The organism is Acidithiobacillus sp. M4-SHS-6, from assembly GCF_047421495.1.
Taxonomy (GTDB): Bacteria; Pseudomonadota; Gammaproteobacteria; order Acidithiobacillales; family Acidithiobacillaceae; genus Acidithiobacillus.
Map to the genome: position 1 here is coordinate 599,196 of NZ_CP175559.1, position 24,133 is coordinate 623,328.

Sequence of the window (24,133 nt, forward strand, 5' to 3'; positions counted from 1 at the left end):
GGTAAGCTTGCATTCATGATCAGGTAGGCATAATTCCCAAAGGAGTCGTTCCGTATGCGTCGTTTTCAGGGTTCGCTGTTGTTTGCAGGCGTGGTGCTGGCTTTGTCGGGCTGCGGTTCGGCCACCAATAACGGATTGACCCCGCAGGCGGAAAATACCTATCCCGTCCCCTCGGCCATACCGACCCCATCCCTCTACAGAGCACCTTCTAGTGAAGTGCCCTCCGCCAGAGTTCAAGTCCCCACCCCGTCGCGTCCAGCGCCGAGCACCCCGGCCAGTCCTGCGGTACCCAGCGTGAGTTACGCTTCCACGGCATTGCCCTTGACTCCCTTGGCTCCGTCAACATCCGCCATCAGTTCCGCAACAAAGTCAGTCACCCAAGCGCTGCCCCGAACTCTGAGCAATGCCAAAAACTCGGCGAATCAGGCTGTCAGTCAGGCACAAAATTCTGTGCATCGGAGCATCAGCACAGCCACTTCAGCATTTTCCGGAAAATGGCAGGAAGACATGCGCAAGGCACGTCAGGACAGTGCCAAATGCGCGGCCTTGAGTTCCAGTGCCCAAAGCAGCTGTTGGCTGAATGTATCGGCTTGGGCCAAAACCCGCGCTGCGCAGTATCAGAGCATGAGTAGCACAGCGACTGGTGCCCAGGCCCAGCAAATGCAATCCGCTTCCAAATTTTTCGGGGTCACCAGTGAGTGGGCCAGTGCCTGTAGTTCCCTCAGCGCGCAGTCCTGCGCCGAGTCGCCGCTGATCAGTAAAATGCAGCAGTGGAAGGCTTCCGTGGGGATCCCGGGAACCTCCACAAACCCCTAAATGCAGATGTTTATCCACCACTTTGCACTGGTTTCCCTGATCAGCCTGGCAATCACCTTGGGTGTAGCCACCACGGGGTCGCTGTTTCGGCCCGATGCCTGGCATGCACGTCTGCAAAAACCCAAGGGTACCCCGCCGCCCTGGGTGTTTCCGGTGGTCTGGACCTTGCTGTACATGCTCATGGCTTTTTCTGCGGCGCTGGTATATACCCGACCGGAAAGTCCCTTGCGACTGGCTGGGTTAAGCCTCTATGGCCTGCAATTGGTGAGTAATGCGCTCTGGTCATGGCTGTTTTTCAATCAGCATCAGATACTTGGGGCGCTGGTGGATTTGCTCCTGCTCCTGTTGCTGGTCCTGGCTTGTATGATGGTTTTTGCCCAGATCAGTCCGCTGGCAGCCTGGCTGCTGGTCCCTTATGTCCTGTGGTTGGGCGTGGCGCTGTATCTCAATGCCGCTACTTACCGACTAAATCGCTCTTCTTGATACTTCCATGCGGCTTACGGAACAAACCTTATTGCAGGTGAGTGATCTGCACGTGCAACTGACCCGCAAGACCATCAAAAACTTGCGGATCATGGTGTACCCTCCGGATGGACAGGTGCGAGTCAGCGCTCCCTGGAGCATGTCGGACAGTGCCGTTCATGCGGCCATTCTGGCGCGTCTGTCCTGGATCAAAAATCATCAGCATCAATTTCAAAATCAGAAAGCTTCCCCGGTTCTGCAATACCGCTCGGGAGAAATACATACCTACTTAGGTGTGGACTATCCACTTCAGATCCATCCGGTGAGTGGTAGAGGCCGCATCGAATTGCACGCATCATCAGGAATAAATCTGTATTGTCGGCCAGAGGCTTCGCGCGCCGAACGTGAAGCCCTCATGCTGGATTGGCATCGCCAGACCCTCAAATCACACATTCCAGGGATGATTGCCCATTATGAACCGATTCTGGGAGTGCAGGTGGCAGAATGGGGTGTGAAACGCATGAAGACCCGCTGGGGTACCTGTAATATTCGTGCGCGGCGCATTTGGCTGGGTCTGGAACTTGCCCGCTATCCGCCAATCTGTTTGAAATATGTGGTGGTGCATGAAATGGCACATTTGCTGGAGCGCCTCCATAATGCGCGTTTCAAGCGTATCCTGGATGGGGCCATGCCCGGCTGGCGAACCGTGAAAAATCAGCTCCGCGACGGCTATTCGCGATAAGATGGGAATATTCTGGAAGCTTACGGTGAAATACCCACTGTACGCAGAGCGTTCCGCGCGCTATGGTCGGTGAGAGTGCTTGAAAGAGGAGATAAGAAATGCAAACCAGACCATCAAAGCAATTGTTGATGTTTTCTGCGGCACTGGGTTTGGCCTGGGCCATGGGGATCAATACAGCCCAGGCGGCGACGGCTGCTCCTGCCAAGCATTACCATGCTCTGACCGGAAATCCCAGTGGTACCTATCGGATTGATCCCGAACATTCGGCGGCCTATTTTACCATTGGTCATGTAGGTATCGGCCCCTTTAGCGGGCGCTTTTCCAACAAGGTGCATATCCGGGTGGAAATCGAAGGCAAGAAAATCGCCTGAGCCTCAAGGCTGAAAGCGCTGTTTCCGGGATAAACGCATACCGGACAACTTCTCGGAGTTCAGGATGGTTTTTTTGCTTGAAATTACTTAGATGGTTAAGTATAAGCCATCTCAGTATATGCCCGCTCAGGACTAGGCCGATGCAACTTGATCAATTACAACAGGACTTTGCCCTCGCGCTGCATGATACCGCCCGGGCATGGCGACATGCCTTGGATCGGCGCCTGAAAGGGCTGGGCCTCAGTCAGGCGAGCTGGATGAGTATTGCCTATCTGGCCAAGGCCCGTGAACCGCTGATGCAAACCGAACTGGCCCACTGCCTGTCGGTAGAGCAGCCCACCGTGGTAGCCATGCTGGATCGTTTACAACGTGCCGGTCTGATTCGCCGGGAAGTGGATCCCCATGATCGCCGTATTCGCCGGGTTCGGCTCACCAGCGAGGGGGCTGAGGTGTATGCAGAAGTACGGCGGGTAGCGCGGGCGTTCCGTCAGGAAAAACTTCGGGATCTGGATGTGGAAATGCTGCGCCAGATGACGGAGCTGCTTCATGACCTGCAGCACCGCCTCGAAGAGCCCGGCCCATGAACACCGCCTCGGAAACGGCTGGTCTGAATCGCGGTCTGATCACCCTGTCCATCATGCTGGCCACCGTCATGCAGACCCTGGACAGCACCATCGCCAATGTGGCGCTGCCCCATATGAAGGGCAGTTTGTCGGCCTCCCTCAACCAGATTGGCTGGGTGCTGACTTCCTATATCGTCGCAACGGCCATAGCCACCCCCCTGACCGGCTGGTTGGTGGATCGCTTTGGCAAGCGCACGATCTTGCTGGCCTCGGTGGCGGGCTTTACCCTCTCTTCCATGTGGTGCGGCATTTCCACCTCCCTCTTTGAGATCGTCCTGGCCCGGGTCTTTCAGGGAGCCTTTGGCGCTGCCCTGGTGCCGCTTTCCCAAACCACCCTCCTGGACATCAATCCCCGGGAAAAACAGGGCTCGGCCATGGCCCTGTGGGGCATGGGAGTCATGGTGGGGCCCATCGTTGGTCCGACCTTGGGGGGCTGGCTCACCGACAGCCTGGGTTGGCGCTGGGTGTTTTTCATCAATGTCCCCGTGGGGATGATGGCTCTCTGGGGGATCTGGAACTCCTTCCCCAAGGATATGCCGGGGCGTGGCATGCGCTTCGACATGGCCGGTTTCGTCAGTCTGAGCATTGCCATCGGCGGCTTGCAATTGCTGCTGGATAGAGGACAGCATCTCGATTGGTTCAGTTCGGTGGAAATCTGGGTGGAAGCCTATCTGGCTGGTTTTGGAGCCCTCTATTTTCTCTGGCATACCTGGCGGACCCCGCCGGAACGGTCGTTTTTTGATTATCGTCTGATTCTCAACCGCAATTATGTCACCGGCCTGCTGTTTATCTTCATTGTCGGCGTGGTGCTCTTCGCCTCCCGCGCCCTGATCCCCACCATGCTCCAGGATCTCATGGGCTACACCGCCGAGGCGGCGGGCTGGGTGACCGCGCCCAGCGGCCTGGGCACCATGCTGGCCATGCTCATCGTCGGTCGCCTGGTGGGCAAGGTGGATCTGCGGCTCTTGCTGGCCATCGGTTTTGGCATCACTGCCTTTTCCCTCTGGGAAATGCAGGGTTACAGTCTGGTCATCAGTCAGGCGGACATCATCTGGCCCGGTGTCTGGCAGGGCCTGGGGATTGGTCTGGTTTTCGTGCCCCTGAGCACGGCCACCTTTGCCACCCTCGATCCGCAAATGCGTGCCAACGGCACGGCCATCTACAGCCTGGTGCGCAATGTGGGCAGCAGTCTGGGGATATCCCTGGTGGAGACCCTGCTGACCCGCAATACCCAGATTGCCCATTCCACGCTGGCGGCGCATATGGACGGGCGCAATCCGGGTTTCCAGAATCCCGCCGTGGCGGAACTGTATAACCCCCACAGCAGCCTGGGGCAGGCGTTGTTGAATACGGAACTTACCCGGCAGGCGAGCATGATTGCCTATATCGACGATTTCTGGTTGATGTTGATGATGACCCTGGCTATTTTCCCATTATTGCTGATCATTCGCAGCCCGAAACGGGCAGCGGCTGGCGCTCCCGCAGAGGCGGTCATGGATTGACAGGATATCAAGGAGAATCAATATGTACCGGAAAGTGATGGTGGCTTACGACGGGAGTGCTTCCAGTGATCTGGCCCTGGAGCAGGGTGCCGAACTGGCGACGCTGATGCAAGCAGAACTGCATTTGTTCGGGGCCATTGTCAGTACCGGCGGGATGGCTATTGGCCAGGCGGCGGGCGCCGAAGATCTGCTGGGCCGGGAAGGGCAGACCATGCGCGCCCGGCTTGCCGAGGCCGCGACAACCCTCCGGGAAAGGGGACTCCGGGTAGAGGTCGAGGCGGTGGAGGGCAGCCCTGCGGAAGTCATTGCCCAGTATGCACGAAAGATCCATACGGATTTGCTGGTGCTTGGTCACATCCCCCAATTTTCCTTCGGCCACTGGCTGGAAGGTTCCGTCGCCAAAGCCCTGCTCAGAAGCCTGCCCTGCAGCATCCTGATCGCCAAATAGTTGAAGGCGGGAGCCATTGAAAAATGGCGTTATGGCGGTAAACAAGGCTGGCATGGACATTACTCCGGTATTTGCATGGTGACGCAATGCAGACTGCCGTGTTGCCGGACCAGCTCCAGGCAGGGAACGGGAATGATCTGACGATCGGGAAAAGCGGACTGCAGGCGCTGAAGGGCGATCTGATCGGCAGGATCTTCATAAACCGGCATCAATACCGCTCCGTTGAGGATCAAAAAATTCGCGTAGGTCAAGGGGAGACGGTTATCGTCTTCGTCCCATTGTGCCTGCGCCCAGGGCAGGGGAATGAGGTGGTAGGCCTGGTCATCGGCGCTGCGCAGGGCGCTCAATTCGGCGGCCATCTGTTGCAGGGCGGCAAAATGGCTGTCATTGGGGTCATCACAGCTCTGATAAGCGATGGTCCGGGGATTGCAGAAGCGCGCCAGCGTATCTATGTGCGCATCGGTGTCATCGCCTTCCAGGTGGCCACTGTGCAGCCAAAGGACCCGCTTCATGCCGAGCTGTTCACAGAGGGCCGCTTCAATTTCTGCAACGCACCACTGGGGATTGCGATTGGCCGAGAGCAGGCAGGCGCTGGTCGTCAGCAGAGTGCCTTGACCATCACTTTCAATGCTGCCGCCCTCCAGCACCATCCCGGAAATTTCCAGGTGGCAATCCCCATATGCTTGCTGGACGTAGAGGCGGCGGGTGACCTGGTTGTCCAGGTCGGCGCGAAACTTGAGTCCCCAGGCATTGAAGGCAAAATCCATCATTTTACGCTGCCCTGCCGCATTTCTGAGGGTGATGGGGCCATGATCCCGTGCCCAGGAATCATTGCTGGGGACCAGATACAGATGGCAATGGGCCATGTTGGCCTGGGCATCCTGCAGGCGTTTTTCGCAGTCGCGCAGGCTGTCCGGGTCATGACAGGCGATCACGAGATGCTCACGCAGGCTGATTTCCCGGGCGATCTGCACAAAAACCGGAAGTACTTGCGCCAGGCGCGGCGCCCAGGCACTTTCGGGGTGGGGCCAGGTCAGTTGGACGCCCCACTGGGCGGCCCATTCGGCGGGGAGGGTGTAGCTTGACTGCATGGTGGATTCCTTCCTGAAGCGATAGGCCCATCATAGGCAATTCATGGGTTTTCGTCAGCCATTCCGACAGGGTAAACTCTGTCCATGGCGCACCCTGGCGAACGATTGGATCATTTGCTTTCCCGACTGGGTTACTGCAGTCGTTCGGAGGTGCGGGACCTGCTGCGAGAAGGCCGGGTGTTGGCGGACGGGATGCCGCTGCGCAAGGCTTCGGTCAAGGTGGACCCCGCCAGCTTGCAGGTGGATGATGAGGCTCTGGATCATCCCTATCCCCTTTATGTGCTCTATCACAAGCCCCTCGGCAAGGTCTGTGCTCATGATGATCCCCGCGCCATCTACCAGGATTTCCCGCCGCGCTGGCGGTATCGTCGCCCCAGCTTCAGCAGCGTGGGGCGTCTGGATCGCGAAACCAGCGGAGTGTTGCTGCTGACTGATGATGGCGACTGGTTGCATCGCTGGACCAGTCCCCGTTACGCCATCCCGCGCCGTTATCGGGTGCTGTTGCAAAATCCTCTGCGTGGCGATGAAGCGGCCATCCTGGCTTCGGGTACCTTGCTGCTGGAGGGTGAGAGCAGTCCCTGCAAGGCTGCCCAGATGACCCCGCTCAGTGCCGTGGAACTGCGATTGACCCTCTATGAAGGGCGTTACCACGAAGTGCGGCGGATATTTGCGGCGCTGGACAACCGGGTGCTGAGTTTGCACAGAGAGGCTTTTGGCCCCTTCACCCTGGGGGATCTGGCTTCCGGACAGTGGCGGGAACTCACGGAAAATGAATGGCGGGAGGAGGGTGAATCATGGTCTGGAAACCCCCTGTGACAGACTGACGTTCGTCCTGCCGCGTGTTATATTATGCAAAAGGCATCGGTAGAGACGATGAATATGATAGACGCAGACGGCTATCGCCCCAATGTGGGCATGATTATTTGCAATGAACATAATCAGGTGTTGTGGGCCAAACGCCGGGGAGAGAACGCCTGGCAGTTTCCCCAGGGTGGCATCGATCGATCAGAAACGCCGGAACAGGCCATGTTCCGGGAGCTGGAAGAAGAAGTGGGTACGGCCAATGTCTGTATCATCGGCCGCACCCAGGGATGGTTGCGCTATGAAGTGCCCTGTTCCCGGCATCGGGCGCAGCGGCGCCGTTATCGGGGGCAGAAACAAATCTGGTTCTTGCTGCGCTTTGAAGGGGATGAAGCCGAAATCAATACCCTGACCACCCAGCACCCGGAATTTGAAACCTGGCGCTGGGTGGACTACTGGATGCCGGCCCGGGAAATCATCGCCTTCAAGCGACGGGTTTACTGGCAGGCACTGCAGGAACTGGCGCCACTGATTAATATTGGACCGCCTCCAGATACCGGGGATTCGAGGCAGACAGGGCTCTAGACGGAATTGCAGGGTTCAGGATCCCGGAAGTCGCTTTTTGTGGTCAAACATTAAACAGGAAATTCAGCACGTCCCCATCGTGTACCACATATTCCTTGCCTTCGGCACGCATTTTGCCGGCTTCCCTGGCGCCCTGCTCACCCCGGTACTGGATGAAGTCGGCGTAGGCGATGGTTTGGGCTCGAATGAAACCCCTTTCGAAATCGCTGTGAATGACGCCTGCCGCCTGGGGGGCCGTCGCGCCAACCGGAATGGTCCAGGCCCGTACTTCCTTGACGCCGGCCGTGAAATAGGTCTGCAAGCCGAGCAGGCCATAGGCGGCGCGGATGATGCGATTCAGTCCCGGTTCTTCCAGGCCCAGATCCTGCAGAAAAGCGTTTTGCTCGTCGGGCTCCAGCTCCGCCAGTTCGGATTCAATGGCGGCACAGACCGGGACCACACTGGCATGATGTTCCGCCGCCCAGGTTTCCAGAAGAGGGCGCCAGGGACCCTCCTGAATTTCGTTTTCGGCCACATTGGCAATGACCATCATGGGTTTCATGGTGAGCAGAAACAGCCCGCGCAAATGGGCTTTTTCTTCGACGCTCAGGTCGAGGCTCGCTGCCGGCTTGCCACTGTTGAGATGGGGCAGCAGGCGGGCCATGACGGCAGCTTCGGCGACAGCCTCCTTGTTGCCGCCCTTGGCCTGACGGGCCACCCGAGCCTGCGCCTTTTCGACCGTGCTGATGTCGGCCAGAATCAGTTCGGTCAGGACGGTATCCAGATCCGCCACTGGATCCACCTGGCCACTGACATGGACCACATTGGGATCGGCAAAACAGCGGGTGACCAGGGCAATGGCATCGGTTTCCCGAATATGCGCGAGAAACTGGTTTCCCAGCCCCTCACCTTGGGCGGCGCCAGCCACCAGTCCGGCAATATCCACGAATTCCATGCTTGCCGGCACGACATTCTGGGGTTTGACGATTTCCGTCAGCGCCTGCAGGCGGGGGTCCGGTACGGACACCAGGCCGACATTGGGCTCGATGGTGCAGAAAGGATAATTTTCCGCTGCGATACCGGCCTTGGTGATCGCATTGAAGAGGGTGGATTTTCCCACGTTGGGAAGCCCGACGATGCCACAGGCCAAAGCCATATCACACTCCTAATCGCTGTGCAGGGTTTTTTGAGCCGCATCGCTGCGCCCGTTGAGAAAGTCCGGGAGAACCGCCAAGCTGCGGTCAATGGCGGCATCAATGGCCGATTGCTCCGCTGCCGGTGCGGCACCCAGTACATAGTGGAGGACCGCATCCTTGTGCCCCGGATGGCCGATACCGATGCGCAGGCGCCAGTAATCCCGGGTTCCCAGTGCCCGGTCCAGATCGCGCAGGCCGTTATGACCACCATGCCCGCCACTCCATTTCAGTCGAGCGGTACCGGGGGGCAAATCAAGATCGTCGTGAATCACCAGAATACGCGCCGCCGGAACCTTGTAAAAAGCCGCCATGGCCTGCACAGCAGCACCGCTGCGGTTCATGAAATCCTGGGGCATGCACAAGCCCAGTTGTTGTCCTGAATTCTGCACAATGGCAGCCAGGCAGTGCCAGCGCGACTCCATACGCAAGGACGCTCCAGTCCTTTCTGCAAAGGTCTGGAGCGCCCAGAAACCAGCGTTGTGGCGAGTGCGGGCGTATTCAGCCCCGGGATTACCCAGCCCCGCCAGCAACCAGTCCATTTTACCTCACTCGGCAGCAGCTTCGGGCGTTTCTTCCGCTTCAGCGCCGGTACGGGGATTATGGATGGAGACGATTTCCTTGTCGTCATCATGCTGCAACGGAATCAGGATTACCCCTGCCGGTACGTTGATTTGGGACAAGTGCAGACTCTCGCCCTTTTCCAGTTGAGCAATGTCCACCTCAAGGGCTTCGGGCAGGCGATCCACGGGAGCCTCCACTTCGACATCGTTCAGGGCCCGATGTAAGACGCCACCGGCCTTGACGCCGGCACAGGTGGTTTCGTGGAGGAAATGAATCGGCACATGCAGGCGCACCTTTTCACCGGCATGAACCCGCATGAAATCCATGTGCAGGACTTCTTCCTTGTAGGGATGCATCTGGATGTCGCGGATCAGGGCCGTTTCCTTACCCTTGGGGAATTCGAGGGTAATGACATGGGCATAGGCACGTTCGTCAGCCAGGAGTTTGCGCAGCAGACGGGCTTCAATGCCGAGGCTGGTCGCAGGCTTGTTATCTCCATACAACACGGCCGGAACCATGCCCGTACGGCGCAGACGGCGGCTGGAACGGCGACCGCTGTCTTCACGCGGCATGGCCGCAATCACAAAATCTGTCATTGTCAGGACTCCTTATTGTGTCGTGGATCGAGCGGGGCGAGGGTTGACAGAACCTTTCTCCCCATGACTAAGGGGCGCATCATAATGCGCGCTTGCCGATTGAGCAAGCTTTGCCGGTTCTTTTGCGGGTTTTTGGGCCGATTGGGTGGCAGGCAAGCCTTGCGTAGCGTCGGTTGAAGGGTTTTGACCCGGTTGCAGGTAGGCCTTGATCACCGCCCGCGCCACCGGCAGGGCTTGCCAGGCATTGTAGCCGCCGTTTTCCACCACCACGGCCACGGCGATTTTGGGGTGATCCAGGGGAGCCCAGCCAATGAAGAGGGAATCATTGTTGTAAATGGTGCGGCCATTTTTGTAGCCCATGGGTACCTGCGCCGTTCCGGTCTTGCCGGCAATGCTGATGCCCGGAATGCTGACCGTATGGCAGGTGCCCGTATTGACGCAGGCTTCCATGCCCAGATGCACCGCATGCATGGCCTCAGCGGAAATATGCAGATTCACCGGCGCGGCATTGGGAATGGGGATGGTCTTGCCGCTTTGCGGGTCAATGAAAGCCTTGGCAACCTGGGGTTGAACCAGATATCCGCCATTGGCTAGAGCCGCTACGGCGCGCACCAGTTGCAAGGGGGTTTCCAGCAGATAACCCTGCCCAATCCCCAGAATCACCGAATCCCCCGTATACCAGGGAGCATGCAGATGGGCGCGCTTCCAGGCCGGAGTGGGAACCAGACCGCTGGCGCCACCCGGCAGGTCGATGGGTGTTTTTTGGCCAAAACCGAAGCGCCACAGGGCGTTATCCTGCATATTGATGCCCATTTTGGCGGCCAGTTTGTAGTAGAAAACATCAACGGACCAGGCCAGCGCCTTGGTGATGCCCGTATCGCCGAATCCGTTCCGATTCCAGTCCCAGTAGGTATGGCCACCGAGCTGGTAATTGCCGGGACAGTAGGTGTGAAAGTCGGGACTGATCACCCCCTCCTGTACGGCCTGGATGGTATAAAAAGGTTTCGCGCAGGAACCCGGAGGATACAAGCCATTATCCGCCCGGTTCATCAGTGGTCGCCCTGGATTGTCGAGCAAGGCTTGCCAGTGCTTGCTGCTGATGCCATCCACAAACCAGTTGGCATTGAAGCTGGGGCTGGTCACCATGGCCAGAATCCCCCCATTTTGGGGATTCATGGCAATGACCGCGCCGCGATACCCTTTATCCTGCAGGGCCTTGGCGCCCGCTTCCTGAACCCGCAGCCGCAGGTGGGTGACCAGGTTGCTGCCCGGATGGGCGGCAATCTGGCGAAGGGTGCCTACCGGCAAGCCGCGCGCATTGATGTCCTTGATTTCATAGCCCATGATCCCCCGCAGTTGGCGCTCGTAATAGCGCTCCAGACCGTTTTTGCCAATATAATTGCGGCCCACATATTGACTGGCATGAAAATCCTTGAGATCGGCAGCGGTGAGCGGCCCCACATATCCCACCACATGGGAAAACAAGGCGTTATAAGGATAATGACGATGGAGCATGGCGACAATACGCACTCCCGGTAATTCCATGGCGCGGACGGACACCGCAGCAATCTGCGTCGGATTAAGCTCCGCCTTGAGGACGATGGGATCAAAGTCGGGTTTTCCAGCGCGCCTGGCGGCAAATTGCTGCAGATCCTCGGGGCTCAAATGCAGCAGATGCTGTAAATATTCCAGACACTGCTGCAGATGCGGCACCTGATCGGGAGTGATTTCCAGTGCATAGGTGGGGAGATTCTCGGCCAAAACCTCACCATGATCGGCCAGAATCAAACCCCGTGGCGGCGACAAGGGGACCAAGGCCACATGATTGTCATAAGCCAGTTTACGAAACCGGGAATAATGCAGCACCTGCAGATCCACAATCCGCAATATCAAGGCCAGTATGGCCAAGAGCATCAGGATGGCCGCGACCCCCAGGCGAAAGCGGAAGCTACGGCTACGTTTCAAGGATTCGGATAAGGGCATGGGTGCAAAAAACCTGCTTCAATTTGCAAATGACGGAGGCGCTTCGTAAACTCGCTACCGGAATGTCCGGCAAAAAGTGGGTGGCGCAGTGTTAGAATCCCGATATGAGTCCCTGTTTGCGGAGTTGGAGAATGCTATCACGGATTATCGCGGATTGCGTCGGCAACTGGAAGGTGAGGGCCGCAACCGCCATTCCATGCAAGCCCTTCAGGCCCAGATTCAAAAACTGAAAGCGGAAAACCGGGTGCTGCAGGAGCGCCAGGAGGAAATCTGCCTGCGTCTGAACGAGTTGCTGGCAGAGGTCAACTGCTGGGAAAACGATCTATAAAATCATCAGGGAGAAGGCGGTGTCCGAAGCAAAATCCACACATTCCGTAAAGCAGATCACGGTCACCCTGCTGGATCAGCATTATCAGGTCCCTTGCGCGGACGAAGAACAGGAACTCCTGCTGGAAGCGGTGCGGCTGCTCAATCAGCAACTGGAGGCAACGCGCAGCCGCGGCAAGTTGCTGAATCGGGAGAGAATCGCCTTGATGGTGGCCGTGAATCTGGCTGCCGATCTGCAGCGCACCCGGCAAGCCTTGGAGGACCGGGAGCAGGACTTGCGGATGGTGGAGCAACGCCTGCAGCAACTGGTTGACAGAGCCAGGGGCTCAGAGTAGCTTGAACTTGCCTCCTGCGAGGCACGAGTGGCCGAGACGATTCCTGAACCAATACTGTCTATCCAGGGAGTCCCCAGTCATCATCGCGGTGTGCAGTGCCCTTGTGGCGTAGCCTAAAGCGGTGTGTGGACTCCCACCTGTTTACCAGGTTCTGGGGGTAGCGGGCCACACGACCATCGCGGGAGGTTTTTTGTTTTCAGACAGTACCAAGAGCGACTTGCGAAAAAAAATACGGCAGCAGCGCCAGTCCCTTTCTCCCCACGCATTGCAGCAGGCATCCCTGGGTCTTTGCCGGCAAATTTTGCAGCTTCGGCACTACCAAAAAGCCCGGCGCATTGCCCTTTACTGGCCCATGCAGGGTGAAATCAACCCACTGCCACTGCTCTACCATCGTCTCAGCTTGCACAAACATTTTTACTTGCCGGTATTGTCCGGGAGCTTTGCCCAAAAATTGCGCTTTGCGCCTTTCCATGCCAATAGCCGGATGCACCCCAATGGTTTTCGCATTCCCGAACCCCAGGTGGCCGCAGAGGCGCTGCTGGCGCCGCAGGATCTGGACTTGCTGATCCTGCCGCTGGTGGCTTTTGATGCAGAGGGATATCGCCTCGGCATGGGCGGTGGATTTTATGACCGCAGCCTCGCCAGTCTGTCCCATCGCGAACATTGGCAGCATCCACATCTGTTGGGTGTGGGCCATGCCTTTCAGCAGGTGGCGCATATTCCCCGCGAGCCCTGGGACGTTCCTCTCGGCATGGTGTGTACCGACCAGACCTGTTACCGGATGCGCCCTTGACGCCTCACCAGGACGATGAGGGCATGAAATATCCAGAAATGCAGGCTCATGCTGATGCCAGCCAGGCGTCACGGCGGGCGCGGACGACGGCATCGACGTCTTCCAGGCATTCCAGCCAGAAGGTGTTCTGCACGGGGGTGACCGGCGTGATCTGCGTGCTGTAAAGCACGTCATCGCGGAAATACTGGAGTTGCAGCGGACAGCCCGGAATGCTGCTGCCGATTTTTTCCGCGAATTTTTCCGGTGTGGCCCGCTGTCCCTCCAGGGCGAGGATGATGTCCTCGGGGGACAGACCTGCCTGTTCGGCCGGGCTGCCCGAAACTATCTGGCGCATTTGCACGCCCAGAGCGTGGGGCTGCCAATGCGCCCCGATCCAGGCCGTGGGCAAGGCGCTGGCATCTTCACCGCCCTCATCGCTGAGACTGCTGGCCGGGCGCTGGTGCAGGGCGATGCCCAGACGCGCCAGCAAGGCGGCCAGAGGGAGCTCGGCGCGAGCTTCCAGCCAGCTTTGTACCTGAAGAGCCATGTCGGGACCGGCCATATCGGCGATCAGTGACAGGGCGGCGCCTTCCGGCAAGGGCCGTTTGGTCTGTCCGTAATCCTTCCAGAGGCGGGCCAGGAGGGTGTCCAGGGATTGCTTGCCTTCGCTTTCCAGACGCAGGCTCAGGTCCAGACACAGGGCCAGCAGCGCTCCCTTGTTGTAATAACTGATTTCAAAATTGGCGCTGTTGACGTGGGGGTGATACAGCTTGAGCCAGGCATCCTCGCTGGATTCGGCAACACTCTGCAGAAATTGTCCGGGGCGGCGTTGCAGACGGGTCCATTCCTTGGCCAAACCTTGCAGGTATTGTTCGGTGGAAAGGAGTCCAGCCCGACAGAGGCATAAATCATCATAATAGGAAGTGATTCCCTCGAATACCCACAAATCCCGGGACAGCTCGGCCCGGTCCAGATTGCTGGCGCTGAACACGGCAGGCTGAATAGCCTGAACCAGCCAGCCGTGAAAGTATTCATGGCTGACCAGCCCCAGAAAGCGGCGATATTTTTTCGGGTCACGACCATTCAGGTCATCTCGGCCGCAGACGAGGGCGCTGGAGGCCCGATGTTCCAGACCACCATAGTCATCACTGCGCGCCTTGCACAGAAAATGATATTCCCGAAAGGGGGACTCTCCCCAGAAATTCTGCTGCCAGGTGCAAATGCGGGCGAGATCACGGCCCAGCGCCTGCAGATCGGCGTCATGGCTTCCCTGAATCAGCAGGTAGTGAGGGAGTCCTCCCGCCTCGAAATTCAGCAGGGTGAGGGTGCCCATCAGCATGGGATGGTCGATGAACGCCCGATAGTTTTCGGCCTGGAAATCTCCCCAACCCCAGGTTGCGCCGGATACGCGGGGCATGGACGTGGCCAGCTGCCAGTTCTCCGGACCGCTGATGGACAGGAAATGACGGCATTGTTCCTGGCCCAGCACCCGTAAAAACAGGGCAGGGCCATTAAAAAATCCGCCCAGATGATCCAGAAAGGCCGTGCGCACCGATTGATCCAGGGCATATACCCGGTAGGATACCCGCAGTGCTCCCCTGCTTGGCGCGCTGATCCAGCGATCGGTGGCGATTTTGCGCAAGGCGACCGTTTCTCCCGGGGATTCTGCCGTAATCTCGATTATGTGCCGGGCCAGGTCGCGGATGGTATAGCTGCCCGGAACCCAGGCCGGCAAGGCCAGCACCTGCCCGTCCGGATCCGGTTCAGCAATATCCAGCACAACCCGAAACAGATGGGCGTGAGGTTCCAGTTCGATGGTATAGCGGATGGAGGATTGCATGGTGAGGATGACTCCGTTTCAGCGCCAGACCGGGGCGAGGCTACGAAATTGGGGATGAGCGGCATCCCCCAGCCATTCATAAAAAACCGACTCCGCCACCGCCACCGTAATGCCCTCCTGACGGAGGCGCCAGAGAGCGGACTCGGCCTTGCTACTGTCACGGCTGGCGCAGGCATCGGCGACGACAATGGGCTGCCAGCCGGCGCTGTGCAGGTCCAGGGCCGTTTGCAGAACGCAAATATGGGTTTCCACACCCGTTATGATCACTTGCGGGCGATCCTTGCGCTTTTCCAGCCATTCGCGAATCACAGGATCCCGCCAGCAGGAAAAGGCGGTCTTGGCAAAAGTCTGAGGACAGTATGCGCGAAGGTCTTCACGAATCGGCCCTAATCCCTGGGGATATTGTGCTGTAGCCAGACGGGGAATTTCCAGGGCCGCCGCCGCTGCCAGCAGGCGGGTGCTGTTTTGGATGGCCTGATTGCGCTCTGCCTCGGGAATGGCGCCCAGCAGGCGATCTTGCATATCTATATTGAGGAGCAGGCTCTGCCGGGCTTCTATGCGCATGTTTCCTCAAAAAACAAAAGGACGAGGTGCCGGAACATGGCGCAGGGGCGGGACTTCCGTTTCAAAAAGATCGCTGCTTTCATAGGTGTCCTGTTGGCTACGGGTGATGCGCCGCACGTGCATGGCCGGACCCGTGCCGATGATGGCCAGTAAACGCCCGCCCACGGCCAATTGTTTCTTGAAGGCCTCTGGCAGGACCGGCAGGGAGCCGGTAATGCAGATGGCATCATAAGGCGCGTGACTGGCCCAGCCCGCCGAACCATCGCCGACATGGATCTGGGCATTGTGAATCCCTTGCACGCCCAGATGACCTTCGGCCTGTTGAGCGAGATCGTTGCGGTCTTCGATGCTATGCACCATGCCGGAGAGCCGCGCCATGAGTGCCGTCAGGTAGCCCGTACCCGTACCAATTTCCAACACCCGATGATGTTCGCGCAGATCCAGTTCCTGCAGAACCCGCGCTTCCATCTTGGGGGTCCACATGTATTCGCCGTGAGCAATGGGCATGGCGAAATCCGCAAAGGCCAGATGCCGGTAGGCACTAGGGACAAACAACTCCCGTTTGACTTCCATGATGATGGCCAGAACGCGCGGATCCAGCACATCCCAGGTGCGAATTTGCGTGTCGATCATGGTACGGCGCAGGGTATCAAAGTCCATAACTTGCAGGGGCTCCAGTGAATTCGGCTCATTTAGTCATGGGTCTTCGGGCAAGTCAATGGTCGCTGATGCTTGCAGAAGATTGGCTTGTACCGTTTCCTGTGCTCCAATAGGCGGATACTGGATGCAGGAGTCACCTTCTTGGAAAGTCGTGCGCACGCCTTGGTCGCTGTGGTCTTTTTGCTGGTACTGGGCATTGCCGTGGCTATCGTGGGGTTGTGGATGCACCACAGCGAAAAGCCCGGAGTGGATTTTGACGTGATTTCACCCTACAGTGTCGCCGGCCTTGGTCTCCAGGCTCCGGTGCGTTTCAAGGGGGTGCGGGTGGGGGAGGTGACCGCTATCGGCTTGGATCCGCGCAATCCCCGCATGATCCGGATAAGAATCAAAGTCGACAAATCCACACCCATTACCCGGGCGACTTTTGCGGAGCTGGCCCCTCAGGGGGTCACCGGACTCAGTTATTTGTCTTTGTCCGACCAGGGGACCGATTTCGCGCCCATCATCACCAAGCCTGGCAAGGTGCCAGAAATCCCCATGCACCCGAGTTTCTTCGAAGTCCTGTCCCGTAACGGCGAGTCCCTGGTCAACCGCAGCAATGAACTGGCCGATCGTCTGAATGATTTGCTCAATGACCGGAATCGGGCGCGTTTCGGTCAGACCCTGACCCATCTGGATCAAGCCACCCAGGATCTGGTGCAAATGGAAAATGCCATGATGCCAGCCCTCAAGGCGCTTCCGGCCATGGTCGCGGCTACTCAGTCCACCATGCTGGCCAGCCATCAACTGATTCAGCACCTGAATGTGCTGGCGGTCAATGCCCAAAAACCGCTGACCAGCGCGACCCAGGCGGCGGCATCCCTGCAAAAACTCGGCACAGCCAGTGAGCAAGCCATCAATACGCTCAATTATCAAACCCTTCCCCAGGTGAACCGCTTGACCCAAAGCCTGCTGCACAGCAGTGCAGCGTTTTCGGAGCTTAGCCAGTCCTTGAAACAATCGCCTCAGTCCCTGATTTATGGCACCCAGGGGCCGCCACCCGGTCCCGGGGAGTCTGGTTTTTCTGCAGGAGCACACTGAAACATGTTCAATGTTCATAAGCCGCGTTGCTGGAGCACCCTTCGCCTGGGTTTTTTGGCCGCCACTGTTTTTGCGGGAGGCTGCGCCGCTCCCACTCCCTGGCAGACCCCCTACAACATCAATGGGGTCCATCCTGTAGCGCAGGGTGGCGGCAAGGCATTCAACCATGCCGCCATGGCGGTGTTGCTGTTGGCCCCGGTGAGCGCGTCTCCCTGGCTGGATACGGATGCCTACCAGTACCATCTGCTGTATCGGAATCCTCAGATGCTGCTGTACTATCGGGATGCGCGTTGGGTAGGGACTCCCGCAGAAATGCTGGGTTCGCGTCTGCTCCAGCGGCTCCAGCACAGTCACGCCTGGAAGGCCGTACTGTCCGGGCAATCCGGTGCTGCCGCCCAATATGTGCTGCAGGTGCAACTGACCAATTTTGTGGTCGATTTCAGCACGGCACAGACCGGAAAAGCGCTGGTGGCGGGTACGGCCACCCTGGTGAATGCCCATGACTATCAAGTCATTGCGCAGCAGCAGTTTACGGACAGCGTAGCGTTGAGCACGGCTTCTGCAGCGGCTGGGGCCAGCGCCATGGCCCAGGCCAGCAATGAATTTGTGACCGCCGTGACGGATTGGGCTGCCCGGGTTCAGTGAAGCGCTTTGATTACCAGCACCGCACAGTGGGCGTGGTTAAGCACACCATTGGCCACAGATCCCAGTAATAGCCGTTCCAGACCACTGTGACCATGGCTGCCGACCACCAGCAGGTCGGCTTTATGCGCCTTGCCATAATCGGCAATGGCCCTGCCGATATTGTCCGCGCTTTCCTCCAGGACCATTTCAGCCTTCAGGCCCTGTGCTTCGAGGGTTTTCTGCAGCTTGTTCATTTCGGCATGGGCCAAATGCAGCAGCTTTTCCCGGATATCCAGGGTCGGCGGCAGGATTTCTTCGGGCATCTGCAAGTTCAGCATCTGCGGATTAAAAACATGCAGCACTGACAGTTGGGCCTGATGCAGTTGCGCTTCCTGGGCGGCCGCCATGACCACGGATTCCGTCATGGCAGAAAAATCCACTGCCGCCACTATATGCTGCACCGCGAATTTCTCCGTGACCTGTTTATCCATGATCTTGCTCCTGATGCTCCTGATGTGCTGCGCCGGACAAGCCTGCGGCCAGATGTTCCATGAGCTCGGCTTCACTCAGCAGCGTGTTTTCCGTGGCGCGTCTGGCCCGATATTCCCAGACATTCTGGGCCAGTACCTTGTCGCTGACCACCACCCGATGGGGTAAGCCGATCAGGTCCATGGTCGCAAACTGGACGCCGGGGCGCTCATCCCGGTCGTCCAGAAGCACGCTGTACCCGGCTTTTTCCAGGCGATCATGCAGTGCCTGCGCGGCTGCCGCAACCTCTGGAGACTTGCGGGCATGGATGGCGACAATGCCCACATCAAAGGGCGTCAATGCCGCAGGCCAGATAATGCCCCGATCATCAAAATGCTGTTCGACCGCCGCCGCCACCAGCCGCGATACCCCAATGCCATAACAACCCATGGTTACGAGCGCATCGCGGCCGCTTTCATCCAGCACCTTGAGCCCCATGCGTTCACTATAGATCTGACCCAACTGAAATACATGCCCTACCTCAATTCCCCGGCGAATGTCGAGCGTGCCTTGCCGGCAATGAGGACAAGGGTCGCCGGCGCTGACCTCGCGCAGATCGGCGGCATTGGGGCGGGGGAGGTCCCGCTCCCAGTTCAGATTGATCCAGTGCAGATCGGCCTGATTGGCGCCCGTACTGAAATTGCACAGGCCCAACACCCGCAGGTCAGCCAGTATGGGCAGGGATTCCGGCAGATTTTTGGGGCCGATGAAACCCACCGGCGCGCCGGTAGCCGCCTCGGCTTCTTCGGGGGTCGCCATGCGCAGCTCATCCACCTGCAAAGCATGGGCGGCCTTGATCAGATTCAGGCTGTCATCCCCGCGCAAGAGCAGCAGATAGGGTTTGTCGCCAGCCAGCACCAGCACCGTCTTGACGATTTTGCGGGTGGCGATACCCAAATGCTTCGCCTGCCCGATGACCGTACGGATGCCGGGAGTAGCCACTTGTACAGCATCCAGGAGCGCTTCGTGCTCGGCTGCCGGAGCCGGGCTGCTGGCTTTTTCCATGTTGGCGGCATAATCGCAATGACTGCAGGATACAATGGCGTCTTCCCCGGAATCGGCCAGGACATGAAATTCATGGGAGCGTTTACCGCCAATGGCCCCGTTGTCTGCCTCCACCGCTCGAAAATCCAGTCCCAGACGGGTAAATATCCGCTGATAGGCGTCATACATGCCCTGATAGGTGATTTCCAGAGAGGCATGATCCATATGGAAGGAATAGGCGTCTTTCATGATGAACTCCCGCCCCCGCATCAGCCCGAAACGGGGGCGGATTTCATCCCGGAATTTGGTCTGGATCTGATAGAAATTGACGGGAAGTTGCCGATAGGAATGGATCTCGCGCCGGGCCAGATCGGTAATGACCTCCTCGTGGGTAGGACCCAGGCAGAAATCGCGCTGATGACGATCCTTGAAACGCAACAACTCCGGCCCGTATTTTTCCCAACGTCCGGACTCCTGCCAGAGCTCCGCCGGTTGCACCACCGGCATCAAGACTTCCTGGGCACCGCTACGGTCCATTTCCTCGCGGACCACCCGCTCGACCCTGCGCAGTACCCGCAAGCCCAAGGGCATCCAGGTATAGAGTCCCGAAGCCAGACGGCGGATAAAGCCCCCGCGCAGCAGTAGTTGATGGCTGACAAGTTCTGCCTCGGCAGGGGTTTCCTTGAGGGTGGGGATGAAGATCTGACTGGCGCGCATAAGCATCTCAAATGAAATGGTAGCGCACAGTGTAAGAAAGGGGGGGGCACAAAGGAAGAGGAAAATGTATGGCAGCAGACTGATCCAAGCCGTCCTTTATCTTTCCGCCTGTGCCTCGCCCCGACAACCAGTACAAGCCTGGATGTTTAGCTGCTAAACTTAGCGGTTGTACGGATTTGCCAGAGGATATCGCATGCCCTTAGAAGACAACGCCGGAGCTGGACAGCCCCAACGCACAAACGCCGCTTATGCCATTCCCGAGGACGAGATCAGCCTGCGCGATCTGTGGGAGATCATCGCCAAACGCAAATGGCTGGTAATTCTCAGCATGGTGGTCTGTCTGGGGTTGGCGGCTGCCTATGTGAGCCTGGCGACCACGGTTTATGAGAGCAAGGCTATGGTGCAGATCGGCAAGGTAGCCGGACAACCACTGAACAACAGCCTGCAGTTGGCCAGCGCGCTGATGAACCGATACACCCTGGTCAATACCGAGCAGGCAAACAAGCAGTTGCCCAAGCTCTACGCCGTGACGCCGGACAAGGCGGACGGCTCCATCCTGACCCTGGAGGCCCAGGGGCGCTCACCACAAGAAGCGCAGCAGTATCTGCAAGGGGTCATCCAGCGACTGCTGGCGGAGGATCACCAACGCTATCAGCAACTCGTTGGAGTGCGCCAGGCACAATTGAAACGATTGCAGACGCAGTATCAGCACATGCGCAGCGCCGCGGACATCAAGATTGGCAAAGGGCAGGCCGATTCGACGTCGGCTCTGCTGTTGCTGGAGCAGTTTCGGCGCACCGAGGCGCTTACCCATATACAGTCAGCCATCGCCAACATGGAAAACGCACTGGCACCCAATAACACCAGCCCCACGGCGCAAACCCTGTCACCCCGTTATGACCCCATTCCCATTGCACCCAAGCGCGGGCTGATTCTGGTGCTGGCCGGTCTGGGCGGCCTGATGCTGGGCGTGTTTCTGGCGCTCCTGCAAAACGCCTTCCGCAAGTAGTCGGGTGGAATCGGACCACCCTATCGACGCCCCCGCCTTCCTCGCCGCCCGCCTCTCCGCTCGTTTGCAGCGACGGATGCACGGGTGTAAGGTCGATGTTCTGCTCCTTGCCCCCAACCTCCGCCACCTGCCCATCCATGATATTGCCAAGAGCGAAGGCCTGGCCCTGTGAGCATCCCACCTCCTCATGGTTGGCAGCCTGAAACCGCGCAAAGGCCACGCCCAGGCGGTGGAGGTACTCTGGCAGACAGGCGTTGACCATCACCGTCGGCAAGGAAGGCTGGTGCACCCAGTAGTTGGCGCGCGGCCTGCGCCGGTCCGTCCAAGTCCGTCCACACCCCAGGACGGGAGCATAATCAGGTCCGAGCGGCGTTAGCCTATTGCTCGTTACACATGATTCGTGCTACACAACAATGGTGTGGATGGGAGGACGGCGACATGGGTAAAGTGAATATCACCATCACCATCAATGAGGAAACGGCGAACTGGGCGCGCATCGAGGCCGCAAAACAGCGGTCCAGCATCTCGCGCATGCTCGGCGAAATGCTCGAATCGCAGTACCAGCAGGAGCATGCCTACACGCAGGCCATGCAGGACTTCTTTTCCAGAAAACCCCAGCCCATCAGTAGCGGTGAAGCGCTCCCCTGTCGCGAAGATCGTTATGACCGATGAAAACGGCACGGGTTTTCGTCGACACCAACATCTTCGTTTACAGCATGGATGCAAGCAGTCCCGATAAACAAGCGGTCGCATCCTAATGGCTCCGGAGCCTCTGGTCCAGTCGCAGGGGCCGCACCAGCCTGCAGGCACTGCGGGAGTTCTATAAGTGGTTACCCGCAAGACCCATCCAGGACTTCCCCGCGAAACTGCCCGGGCCCTGGTACGCGATTTATTGACCTGGAATCCGGCGGATGACAACCTGGTCATGCTGAGCAGCGCGTGGCAGGTGGAAGACCGCTACGGATTATCCTTTTGGGACTCGCTCATCGTCGCATCGGCGATCCAGCAAGGCTGCGCCGTATTGCTCACCGAAGACCTGCAGCACGGCCAAGTGTTTGAAGGACTGGTAACCGTGAAAAATCCGTTCCTCCCCACGGAATGAATCATATCGCCCGTCCTTCGAGTTCTAACGCCCCGCGCGTTGATGGAGCTGAAGTGGACCAGCAAGGTGCTTTCCGATTTAGCCCGCTTGTATGCATTCCTGGCCCCGGTGAACAAGCCCGCCGCCGCGCGAGGTACGGCGAATTCTGATCGGGGGGTACGAGCTTCGCTACGAACTTCAGGATTCGATCATCTACGTGCTGCGGCTGTGGTATACCCGAGAGGACCGCTGAAATGGCGCCATATTGCCAGACCGTGACAGTTCCCACAGGATGACGGTGGAAGGATCAGCACGATGCGCTTCAACACGACGATGCAACTCATCTTTTGGGGTTTGCTTGACCCCAATCTTCCGACTTTATAGTATATCCCATCGCCATATACGTTGGAGTTGGTCACTATGGAACAAGCAACCATTTTTCAAATCAATCGCAGTCAGGCCGTGCGTCTGCCCAAGTCCATCGCTTTTCCTGAGGATGTGAAGCGCGTGGATGTGGTCGCTTTGGGCCGCATGCGCATCCTGGTACCAGCGGGCGAATCCTGGGATAGCTGGTTCAATGGTGAAGGCGTCAGCGCCGATTTTATGGACAACCGCGAGCAACCCGAGGAGCAGCATAGGGACAGTTTGTGATTAAATACCTGCTGGATACCAACATCTGCATTTTTACGATCAAACACAAGCCACCGGAGATTCAGCTACAATTCCAGCAGCACTACGGTCAAATGGCCATCAGTACCATTACGCTGATGGAGTTGATGTACGGCGCGGAAAAATCCCAGGCGTCAGCACGCAACCTGAGAGAAATCGAAGGATTTGCCGCGCGGCTGGAAGTCCTCGATTATGGCATTGAAGCAGCCAAACATACCGGACAGTTGCGCGCTGAACTGGCCAGAATGGGGCAGCCCATCGGACCCTATGACCAGATGATTGCCGGGCATGCCCGCAGTACCGGTTTGATCGTAGTAACCAACAATCTGCGTGCGTTTGCGCGTGTTCCCGGTTTGCGGGTGGAGGATTGGGTGCATTGAACGGCTACCCTGGCAGCGACGTATCCATTTCCGCCTCTGTCCACAGACGCGGAAAATAGTAGCGGAGCACCCTCTGGGCCCGCGCCAGGTGGGCAAGACGACGCTTGCGCTGGAACTCGCGGAACAATTGGGCGGGTTGTACCTCGATCTGGAATCGGAACAGGATCTGGCAAAGCTCTAGGAACCAGCCAGGGCGCGCCGCTGAATGTGGCCGAACTCGCCCGCAACATCGGCGTGGATGCCAAAACCGCAGGTGGTATGTCGATCTGCTGGTCGACTTGTTGCTCGCCCGCAGGGTTCCGTCCTGGCACGCCAATGTGGGAAAGCGACTGGTCAAGGCGCCGCGCCTGTATTGGCGGGACAGCGGTATGCTGCATGCGCTGTTGGGCATCCCGGACTTGGAATCGCTGCTTGCGCAGCCCGTGGTAGGCGCGAGTTGGGAGGGTTTTGCGATCGAGAACCTGATAGACAGCGCACCGGAAGGCACGCAAGCATACTATTATCGGACCAGTGGCGGTGCGGAGATCGATCTGTTATTGGGTCTGCCCAATGGTCATCAATGGGGTGTGGAGGTCAAACGCAGCATGGCGCCGCGTCCGGAACGGGGTTTTTATGCAGGATGCGGGGACGTCGGGGTGTCTCGCCGTTTTGTGGTGTATCCCGGCAACGAATCTTTTCCGCTTCCGCATGGCGTGGAAGCGGTTTCGTTGCCGGGGCTTGCCACCAGATTGCGTCGCAGTGCTCCGACCATGGCCGCAGGCTAGGTGGGGGATGAAACGTCGCTATCCCCCACCAGGCGATCAACTG

General features: G+C 58.4%; 31 protein-coding genes, 1 other RNA gene and 1 pseudogene. 23 read left to right on the forward strand and 10 right to left on the reverse strand.

Translation table 11 applies throughout. The features are described from left to right. Positions 1-54: 54 nt before the first annotated feature. The 7 genes from ACJU26_RS02955 (at position 55) to ACJU26_RS02985 (ending at position 4,964) form a co-directional block, all read left to right on the forward strand. Positions 55-816, forward strand: a complete 762-nt coding sequence (locus ACJU26_RS02955; RefSeq protein ID WP_414041067.1) for a hypothetical protein — start codon at positions 55-57, stop codon at positions 814-816. After that, a complete protein-coding gene (locus ACJU26_RS02960) occupies positions 817-1,299 on the forward strand; it encodes a TspO/MBR family protein (RefSeq protein ID WP_414041068.1) in 483 nt (160 codons plus the stop codon). A 7-nt stretch (positions 1,300-1,306) separates the two neighbouring features. Further along, complete coding sequence (locus ACJU26_RS02965; protein WP_414041069.1) at positions 1,307-2,020, forward strand: M48 family metallopeptidase; 714 nt, start codon at positions 1,307-1,309, stop codon at positions 2,018-2,020. Between the two features lie 98 nt (positions 2,021-2,118). Beyond that, positions 2,119-2,391: a hypothetical protein gene (locus ACJU26_RS02970; RefSeq protein ID WP_414041070.1), complete on the forward strand. Its 273-nt coding sequence runs from the start codon at positions 2,119-2,121 to the stop codon at positions 2,389-2,391. Between the two features lie 140 nt (positions 2,392-2,531). Then, positions 2,532-2,975 (forward strand): MarR family winged helix-turn-helix transcriptional regulator, encoded by a 444-nt coding sequence (locus tag ACJU26_RS02975; protein ID WP_414041071.1) that lies wholly within the window; start codon positions 2,532-2,534, stop codon positions 2,973-2,975. After that, positions 2,972-4,516 (forward strand): DHA2 family efflux MFS transporter permease subunit, encoded by a 1,545-nt coding sequence (locus ACJU26_RS02980; RefSeq protein WP_414041072.1) that lies wholly within the window; start codon positions 2,972-2,974, stop codon positions 4,514-4,516. Before ACJU26_RS02975 ends, ACJU26_RS02980 begins: the two co-directional genes overlap by 4 nt. Positions 4,517-4,538: 22 nt before the next feature. After that, positions 4,539-4,964: a universal stress protein gene (locus tag ACJU26_RS02985; protein ID WP_414041073.1), complete on the forward strand. Its 426-nt coding sequence runs from the start codon at positions 4,539-4,541 to the stop codon at positions 4,962-4,964. 59 nt (positions 4,965-5,023) lie between these two features. Here the strand turns inward: ACJU26_RS02985 and ACJU26_RS02990 are convergent, their stop codons facing one another. Continuing rightward, positions 5,024-6,055, reverse strand: a complete 1,032-nt coding sequence (locus ACJU26_RS02990) for an agmatine deiminase family protein (RefSeq protein ID WP_414041074.1) — start codon at positions 6,053-6,055, stop codon at positions 5,024-5,026. 84 nt (positions 6,056-6,139) lie between these two features. Between ACJU26_RS02990 and ACJU26_RS02995 the strand changes: the two genes are divergently transcribed. Next, complete coding sequence (locus tag ACJU26_RS02995; protein WP_414041075.1) at positions 6,140-6,871, forward strand: pseudouridine synthase; 732 nt, start codon at positions 6,140-6,142, stop codon at positions 6,869-6,871. Between the two features lie 63 nt (positions 6,872-6,934). Continuing rightward, positions 6,935-7,441, forward strand: a complete 507-nt coding sequence (locus tag ACJU26_RS03000) for an RNA pyrophosphohydrolase (RefSeq protein ID WP_414041914.1) — start codon at positions 6,935-6,937, stop codon at positions 7,439-7,441. Between the two features lie 43 nt (positions 7,442-7,484). Here ACJU26_RS03000 and ychF read toward each other — a convergent pair whose 3' ends face one another. The 4 genes from ychF to mrdA are packed head-to-tail and all read right to left on the reverse strand — an operon-like array spanning position 7,485 to position 11,756. Next, positions 7,485-8,576, reverse strand: coding sequence for a redox-regulated ATPase YchF (gene ychF / locus ACJU26_RS03005; protein ID WP_414041076.1), 1,092 nt, complete (start codon positions 8,574-8,576; stop codon positions 7,485-7,487). 9 nt (positions 8,577-8,585) lie between these two features. Further along, positions 8,586-9,155, reverse strand: a complete 570-nt coding sequence (gene pth, locus ACJU26_RS03010) for an aminoacyl-tRNA hydrolase (protein WP_414041077.1) — start codon at positions 9,153-9,155, stop codon at positions 8,586-8,588. A gap of 6 nt (positions 9,156-9,161) precedes the next feature. Further along, positions 9,162-9,773 carry a 50S ribosomal protein L25/general stress protein Ctc gene (locus ACJU26_RS03015; protein ID WP_414041078.1) on the reverse strand — a complete coding sequence of 204 codons (612 nt, stop codon included), beginning with the start codon at positions 9,771-9,773 and terminating at the stop codon, positions 9,162-9,164. Between the two features lie 12 nt (positions 9,774-9,785). Further along, positions 9,786-11,756, reverse strand: coding sequence for a penicillin-binding protein 2 (gene mrdA / locus ACJU26_RS03020; RefSeq protein ID WP_414041079.1), 1,971 nt, complete (start codon positions 11,754-11,756; stop codon positions 9,786-9,788). A gap of 88 nt (positions 11,757-11,844) precedes the next feature. Here mrdA and ACJU26_RS03025 point away from each other — a divergent pair, with 88 nt between their 5' ends. The 4 genes from ACJU26_RS03025 to ACJU26_RS03040 all read left to right on the forward strand — a co-directional run bounded on the left by ACJU26_RS03025 (position 11,845) and on the right by ACJU26_RS03040 (position 13,211). Next, the gene (locus tag ACJU26_RS03025) at positions 11,845-12,084 is read left to right on the forward strand and encodes a hypothetical protein (protein ID WP_414041080.1); all 240 of its coding nucleotides are present in this window, start codon (positions 11,845-11,847) and stop codon (positions 12,082-12,084) included. Positions 12,085-12,103: 19 nt separating this feature from the next. Then, positions 12,104-12,418: a cell division protein ZapA gene (locus ACJU26_RS03030; RefSeq protein WP_414041081.1), complete on the forward strand. Its 315-nt coding sequence runs from the start codon at positions 12,104-12,106 to the stop codon at positions 12,416-12,418. A gap of 8 nt (positions 12,419-12,426) precedes the next feature. Then, a non-coding RNA gene (ssrS, locus tag ACJU26_RS03035) (6S RNA) lies at positions 12,427-12,607 on the forward strand. A gap of 1 nt (position 12,608) precedes the next feature. Then, positions 12,609-13,211 (forward strand): 5-formyltetrahydrofolate cyclo-ligase, encoded by a 603-nt coding sequence (locus ACJU26_RS03040; RefSeq protein WP_414041082.1) that lies wholly within the window; start codon positions 12,609-12,611, stop codon positions 13,209-13,211. A gap of 46 nt (positions 13,212-13,257) precedes the next feature. On the opposite strand, the gene ACJU26_RS03045 is transcribed toward ACJU26_RS03040, so the two are convergent. The 3 genes from ACJU26_RS03045 to ACJU26_RS03055 are packed head-to-tail and all read right to left on the reverse strand — an operon-like array spanning position 13,258 to position 16,254. Next, complete coding sequence (locus tag ACJU26_RS03045) at positions 13,258-15,030, reverse strand: M61 family metallopeptidase (protein WP_414041083.1); 1,773 nt, start codon at positions 15,028-15,030, stop codon at positions 13,258-13,260. 18 nt (positions 15,031-15,048) lie between these two features. Continuing rightward, positions 15,049-15,594 (reverse strand): isochorismatase family protein, encoded by a 546-nt coding sequence (locus ACJU26_RS03050; RefSeq protein ID WP_414041084.1) that lies wholly within the window; start codon positions 15,592-15,594, stop codon positions 15,049-15,051. Positions 15,595-15,600: 6 nt separating this feature from the next. After that, positions 15,601-16,254, reverse strand: a complete 654-nt coding sequence (locus tag ACJU26_RS03055) for a protein-L-isoaspartate O-methyltransferase family protein (RefSeq protein ID WP_414041085.1) — start codon at positions 16,252-16,254, stop codon at positions 15,601-15,603. Between the two features lie 141 nt (positions 16,255-16,395). Here ACJU26_RS03055 and ACJU26_RS03060 point away from each other — a divergent pair, with 141 nt between their 5' ends. Then, positions 16,396-17,334 (forward strand): MlaD family protein, encoded by a 939-nt coding sequence (locus ACJU26_RS03060; RefSeq protein WP_414041086.1) that lies wholly within the window; start codon positions 16,396-16,398, stop codon positions 17,332-17,334. 3 nt (positions 17,335-17,337) lie between these two features. Then, on the forward strand, positions 17,338-17,979 hold the full coding sequence (locus ACJU26_RS03065) for an ABC-type transport auxiliary lipoprotein family protein (RefSeq protein WP_414041087.1): 642 nt from the start codon (positions 17,338-17,340) through the stop codon (positions 17,977-17,979). On the opposite strand, the gene ACJU26_RS03070 is transcribed toward ACJU26_RS03065, so the two are convergent. Next, on the reverse strand, positions 17,973-18,449 hold the full coding sequence (locus ACJU26_RS03070) for a universal stress protein (protein ID WP_414041088.1): 477 nt from the start codon (positions 18,447-18,449) through the stop codon (positions 17,973-17,975). The genes ACJU26_RS03065 and ACJU26_RS03070 overlap by 7 nt on opposite strands. Continuing rightward, entirely contained in the window at positions 18,442-20,187 is a 1,746-nt protein-coding gene (locus ACJU26_RS03075) for a proline--tRNA ligase (protein WP_414041089.1), read from the reverse strand. The genes ACJU26_RS03070 and ACJU26_RS03075 overlap by 8 nt, the downstream gene beginning before the upstream one ends. A 193-nt stretch (positions 20,188-20,380) precedes the next feature. Between ACJU26_RS03075 and ACJU26_RS03080 the strand changes: the two genes are divergently transcribed. The 8 genes and pseudogenes from ACJU26_RS03080 to ACJU26_RS03115 all read left to right on the forward strand — a co-directional run bounded on the left by ACJU26_RS03080 (position 20,381) and on the right by ACJU26_RS03115 (position 24,090). Next, on the forward strand, positions 20,381-21,196 hold the full coding sequence (locus ACJU26_RS03080; protein WP_414041090.1) for a Wzz/FepE/Etk N-terminal domain-containing protein: 816 nt from the start codon (positions 20,381-20,383) through the stop codon (positions 21,194-21,196). A gap of 4 nt (positions 21,197-21,200) precedes the next feature. Further along, positions 21,201-21,368 (forward strand): hypothetical protein, encoded by a 168-nt coding sequence (locus tag ACJU26_RS03085; RefSeq protein ID WP_414041091.1) that lies wholly within the window; start codon positions 21,201-21,203, stop codon positions 21,366-21,368. Between the two features lie 266 nt (positions 21,369-21,634). Further along, positions 21,635-21,868, forward strand: coding sequence for a hypothetical protein (locus ACJU26_RS03090; protein ID WP_414041092.1), 234 nt, complete (start codon positions 21,635-21,637; stop codon positions 21,866-21,868). A gap of 154 nt (positions 21,869-22,022) precedes the next feature. Then, positions 22,023-22,298: a PIN domain-containing protein gene (locus ACJU26_RS03095; RefSeq protein ID WP_414041093.1), complete on the forward strand. Its 276-nt coding sequence runs from the start codon at positions 22,023-22,025 to the stop codon at positions 22,296-22,298. A gap of 42 nt (positions 22,299-22,340) precedes the next feature. Next, a pseudogene (locus ACJU26_RS03100) lies at positions 22,341-22,530 on the forward strand (hypothetical protein). A gap of 167 nt (positions 22,531-22,697) precedes the next feature. After that, on the forward strand, positions 22,698-22,928 hold the full coding sequence (gene vapB, locus ACJU26_RS03105; protein ID WP_414041094.1) for a type II toxin-antitoxin system VapB family antitoxin: 231 nt from the start codon (positions 22,698-22,700) through the stop codon (positions 22,926-22,928). Next, positions 22,925-23,326 (forward strand): type II toxin-antitoxin system tRNA(fMet)-specific endonuclease VapC, encoded by a 402-nt coding sequence (vapC, locus tag ACJU26_RS03110; RefSeq protein WP_414041095.1) that lies wholly within the window; start codon positions 22,925-22,927, stop codon positions 23,324-23,326. Before vapB ends, vapC begins: the two co-directional genes overlap by 4 nt. Positions 23,327-23,604: 278 nt before the next feature. Further along, positions 23,605-24,090: a DUF4143 domain-containing protein gene (locus ACJU26_RS03115; RefSeq protein ID WP_414041096.1), complete on the forward strand. Its 486-nt coding sequence runs from the start codon at positions 23,605-23,607 to the stop codon at positions 24,088-24,090. Positions 24,091-24,133 lie beyond the last annotated feature (43 nt).